This window comes from Microcystis sp. LE19-10.1B (assembly GCF_027530565.1).
Classification (GTDB): domain Bacteria; phylum Cyanobacteriota; class Cyanobacteriia; order Cyanobacteriales; family Microcystaceae; genus Microcystis; species Microcystis aeruginosa.
On the sequence record NZ_JAPZQM010000110.1, the window covers coordinates 1 to 5,277 of the forward strand.

Below are 5,277 nucleotides of genomic sequence, written 5' to 3' on the forward strand. Positions count from 1 at the left end.
GGCTCTTCGGTTTGTGTTATGCAATGGACGGGGGTTATAAGGGATGGAACCCTTATAGAGAAAGGCATTTAGCGATTTTTGTCAATTGTTTTTATCTAGAGCGAACTAATCAATTAAGTCTCTTGCCAGATAAGGATTTAGTCGATTTATGCCCCCCTATCGAACCATAACAAGTAACGAAGAGCCGGATAAACTAAGCCTTTTTATTAACAGTGAGCCTCTTGCATAATTAATTTTTCAGGGTTCAAAAACGGCAAAAATAATGGTTAAATTGCCTAACATCTGTAAAGAGACCATTTAATTGATTATATTGATTCTTAATTCTCCTGACTACTGACTACTGACTACTGACTCCTAACCCTAACAACAATTTTTGATTTTTACAAGAGGTCTAGTATAAACCCACTGATTATGATTTTTTCTGGCCACGATTTTTTTAGAAGCAACCAAAGATTTTAGACAAAGATTGAGCATAGAAACGGGACGATTTAAGCGTTGGCTCAATTCTTGAACTGTGATTCCTTGGGGATAAACTTGCATAAGTTCAAAAATTTGTGCGCTAGTATTTAATCCTTTTGTGGGACTAATAATCTTGATAGCCAAGGCTAGTAATCGGGAGAAACGACAGGCCATTAGACCCTTGTTTGTCGCTGCTTTGTTCCGCTCGATCTAGCCTTTTTTTCGAGAATTTATCAGGGTTTCAAGTGCTAATAAAACCCTGACGTAAATCGAGATTAATTTGTTCCCATAATCTCTTGAATAGCAGATAAAAGGCGATCAATCTCCCCATCGGTTCCGATAGAAATCCGCACATAATTCTGAATGCGAGGATGTTTAAAGTATCGCACTAATATCTGACGCTCTTTCAGTTGATTATATAACTCACTGGCACTAATCTGGGGGGGAGAAGCGAGGATAAAATTAGCTTCCGAGTCAAAAACAATAAATCCCAACTCGCGCAGAGAAGTAATTAAACGGCCGCGGGTTTGACGGACTTTTTGCCAAACTTGCTCAAAATAATTATGGTGTTTTAAGGATGCTGTGGCTAAAGTTTGAGCAATGCGATCTAAATTATAGGAATCACGCACCTTATCCATCTGTTCGATAATTGCCCTCGAAGCAAAACCGAAACCGACTCTTAACCCCGCTAAACTATAACTTTTCGACATGGTACGACTAATGATGACATTATCGTAACGGGAGAGAAAATCGAGATGATTGTCATCACTAAAATCCACATAAGCTTCATCAATTAATACCAATCCCGAGGCATTAGCACAGGTTGCTTCTAAATAGTCGCGCTCAAGATGTTTACCGAGGGGAGGATTAGGAGAAGCCAGAAAAATTAATTTAGCTTCCGGACAAATAATCGGTCCGGCTAATGCAAATTGATCATTAGTGGGAAATTGGATAATATTTGCCCCGTGTACCCGGGCAATTGTCTCGTAAAGGGAATAGGTTAAATCTAAAAAAGCGACGCTTTCGCAAGGGTTAACAAAAGTTCGCAGGGCGATATTGAGGATATCATCGGAGCCATTACCCGCGATTATCTGATCGGCTGCTATGCCGTATAATTCCGCCGCCGTTTGCCGTAACTCTTTGGAGATAGGATCGGGATAGAGTCGGACTTTCTCTAATTGCTCTGGCAGGTGGGAAAAAATTTCCGCCGGTGGGGGATAGGGATTCTCATTGGTGTTAAGTTTGGTAAATCCCGCGCTTTGGGGCTGTTCTCCCGGAGTGTAAGCGGGGGTTTGACGAACACAATCGCGTGTAGGTAGCATGGACTCTCTGGGGCGGCAATTTCTAGCAAGCTTTCCATTGTAACAAATTCTCGCCGATGATCGGGGGTTGAATCGATGTCAACCCCTACCGGTAAAACTAATTAAGGTTGGCTGAATAAATCTAAAAACCTTGTTGGATAATATCTTTAGGCTTTTTTGAAATCAAAAAGTGCCAGCGATTGGAGTGATTGGGGGGAAAATTCAGGGACTTTTTCCCTAAAAATTAGGTAATTGACTCCCTGAAAATGGGTAAAACCCCACACCCCACACCCCACACCCCACACCCTGCCACCAGGAAAAACTTTTCAGCAAACCCTAATTAAGGTTCTACCCAACGGCCATCGGCTTTAATTAAATTAATCAACTCGCTGACTCCTTCGCTTTCGGGGACGCGTTTAATTTCCTGGCGACCGCGATAAAGGGAGATATAACCGGCCTGTTTCCCCACATAACCATAGTCTGCGTCGGCCATTTCTCCCGGTCCATTGACAATACAACCCATAACGGCGATATCGAGTCCGGTGAGGTGTTGAGTCGCTGCCCGCACTTGCTGCAGGACATCTTCTAAATTAAAAAGAGTGCGACCACAGGAAGGACAGGCAACGTATTCGACCATGGTTTTCCGCAGTCCCAGGGCCTGGAGGATACTGTAACAGACGGGAATTTCCTTTTCGGGAGCTTCCGTCAGAGAAACGCGAATCGTATCACCAATACCGTCCGCTAAGAGAGTGGCAATCCCGGCAGTGGATTTAATTCGTCCGTATTCCCCATCTCCTGCCTCAGTAACCCCCAAATGCAGGGGATAATCCATACCTAACTCGTCCATGCGCTTAACCATGAGACGATAGGCGGCCACCATCACCGGCACGCGGGAAGCTTTCAGGGAAATGACCAGATTGCGAAAATCGAGGGATTCGCAGATGCGGATAAATTCTAAAGCCGACTGTACCATTCCTTCGGGGGTGTCGCCGTAGGTAAAGAGCATTCTTTCGGCCAGAGAACCGTGGTTAACGCCGATTCGCATCGCTTTACCTTGATCTCGCAGGGAAACTACTAAAGGTTTCAGGGTTTCGGCGATTTTTTCGCCAATTTCATCAAATTCTGCTTGACTGTACTCGCTGCGGTCGGCTTTCGGTTTCTCGAAAACGTACAAACCGGGGTTAATCCGCACTTTATCGACGTGCTTGGCCACTTCTAGGGCGATTTTCATGCCGTTGTGATGTACATCGGCTACTAACGGCACGGGTTGATAGGTGGTCAGCAGTTTTTCCCTAATTTTAGCTAAAGCGGTGGCGTGAACCAGACTCGGCACGGTGACGCGGACAATTTCACAACCGATTTCATGGAGGCGACGGATACCAGCCACGGAACCATCTATATCAAGGGTATCCTCGTTAATCATCGACTGCACGACCACGGGATAACCACCACCGATGGTAACGCTACCTACCCTGACGGGACGGGTTTTACGTCGGTGAATCGTGGTGTCGAATTCGGAGGCAGTTGCGGGAGGGTTGAGCGTCGATTCCAAGGTTTGCATAGGACTATCACCAACAATCACTCTCCCTATTCTCTCAAAGAACAGGAACAGATTCTAGCCACTCTAATAAAATTGGATTAAAACGGTCGGGACATTCATCCTGTAAACAATGACCAGCCCGTTCAAATTCTACATATTTAATTCTAGGATTAAGGGAGACAAAACCCTGGGCTAACTGGACGGGAACCATGCGATCTTGTTTGCCCCAACATAATAAAATCGGGATTTCTAAGCGTGGTAAAATTAACTTTGCTGGTGGACAATATTCGGGATGATTAACAGCTTGTGCTAGGGAAATAAACGCCTCGGCTGCCCCCTCATCTAGGGTTGGGGCGGCGATAATTTGTACTAATTCCTCGCTGACTGCTTTCTTGTCTTCGTAGGCGATTCCTGTCCATTTTTTCAAGACTTGCGGACGACGCAGATAGTAAAAAATCGGTTTTAATAGCCAAGGCGAAGTGAAAAAGTTTTCGATGGGAGTGACGATATCTAATAACCAATTGGCAATCATTTCCCTCCGACGGCTGACATCGGGTAAACTGATCATAACTAATCCGGCTACCATTTCCGGATATTTACCCGCTAGGGCCATACTAACTAAAGAACCGATCGAATTTCCCACTAATACCACTGGTCTATTTATAAAAGTTTGCCAGAAATCGTGTATCTGTTCCACCCAGAGATTAACGGTATAGGGAACCTGTACTTTGCGCGAACCACCGAAACCTAATAAATCTACCGCGTAAACTCGATGATTTTGGCTGAGGATAGGAATATTATGGCGCCAATGTTCGATCGCCGCTCCAAATCCATGCAGTAAAATTAAAGGGGGTTTATCGGCATCTTGGGGGTTTTTTGCCGGCATAAAACTATAACGAATTTGCCAACCGCGCCACACCCAATCCCGTTGATAACCGATACGTTCTGTCCAAGCTGGTGAAGTTCTCACTTAAGTCAAACAATTAAGAGGTTTTCAGGAAATATTACTCTAAGTAGGTAGGCGTTAAAAATTATCAGACACCCCCCTTATCAAGGTAGGGCTGTTTCATTCTCCCATCAGAATATCAAAAGTAAAAGCGATCACAGTCAGATAAAATGAGAAGTGACTGCCAACTTTTAAAATATATGTTGAGCTTAATAGAAAAACTAAAACAAGTCAAGGACTTTCGTAAGAATAAAGGAAAAAGACACCCTTTATGGATAGTATTAGTAGTAATAATACTGGGAACAATGCTAGGATACTCAGGTTAGAGAGAGCTAGGAGAGTTTGCTAAAAATAATCGGCACAGGCTCAGTCAAGAATTTAACATAATTCCAGAAAGAGTCCCATCCTATTCAACAATTAGAAGGGTAATGATGGGAGTCGAATGGCAGAGTTTGTTAAAAATGTTTAATGAATGGGCATTAGAAGAATATGGACAAAGAGATGACATAAATTGGCTAGGGATGGATGGAAAAAGTCTCAAAAACACCCTAAAGAATCCTAATGATGAACAACAAAATTTTATTATGTTTGTTTCATTGTTTAGTCAAGAAAGTGGCTGAGTATTACACTTAAAAATAATTGAAAACAAAAAAGGGTCTGAAATCGACGAAGGTCAAGCTATAATTGAGGATTGCACTCTTCAAAATAAAGTTTTTACTGGGGATGCTTTACACTGTCAGAAAAAAACAATCAGCTTAATAGCCAAGACTAAAAATGATTATGTTATCACCGTTAAAGGAAATCAGAAAAATCTTGATCAGCGAATACAAGACCTGAGTAATTCCTCAAAGCCAGAAAGTTGCTTTCTTGAACAAGATAATAGTCATGGACGAAAAATATCAAGAAAAATAGAAGTTTTTAAAGTGAGGAAAAATGAAAGACAAGGGTTTGAAAATCTGCGAAGACTTATTAAAGTAGAAAGAAAGGGTAGTCGCGGGGATAAAACCTATGAATAAACTGCTTACTATATC

Annotated in this window: 4 protein-coding genes and 1 pseudogene; 1 reads left to right on the forward strand and 4 read right to left on the reverse strand. The window is 42.7% G+C overall.

The genetic code is table 11. The features are described from left to right. Positions 1-360: 360 nt before the first annotated feature. From O9332_RS03850 to O9332_RS03865, 4 genes are all read right to left on the reverse strand, one after another. The gene (locus O9332_RS03850) at positions 361-633 is read right to left on the reverse strand and encodes a hypothetical protein (RefSeq protein ID WP_002763859.1); all 273 of its coding nucleotides are present in this window, start codon (positions 631-633) and stop codon (positions 361-363) included. Positions 634-734: 101 nt separating this feature from the next. Next, on the reverse strand, positions 735-1,781 hold the full coding sequence (gene hisC, locus O9332_RS03855) for a histidinol-phosphate transaminase (protein ID WP_288023698.1): 1,047 nt from the start codon (positions 1,779-1,781) through the stop codon (positions 735-737). 319 nt (positions 1,782-2,100) lie between these two features. Next, the gene (gene ispG, locus O9332_RS03860) at positions 2,101-3,321 is read right to left on the reverse strand and encodes a (E)-4-hydroxy-3-methylbut-2-enyl-diphosphate synthase (protein ID WP_288023701.1); all 1,221 of its coding nucleotides are present in this window, start codon (positions 3,319-3,321) and stop codon (positions 2,101-2,103) included. 34 nt (positions 3,322-3,355) lie between these two features. Continuing rightward, positions 3,356-4,270, reverse strand: a complete 915-nt coding sequence (locus O9332_RS03865) for an alpha/beta fold hydrolase (protein WP_002763855.1) — start codon at positions 4,268-4,270, stop codon at positions 3,356-3,358. A 176-nt stretch (positions 4,271-4,446) separates the two neighbouring features. Between O9332_RS03865 and O9332_RS03870 the strand changes: the two are divergent. Next, a pseudogene (locus tag O9332_RS03870) lies at positions 4,447-5,259 on the forward strand (ISAs1 family transposase); the annotation flags it as partial. Between the last annotated feature and the right edge of the window lie 18 nt (positions 5,260-5,277).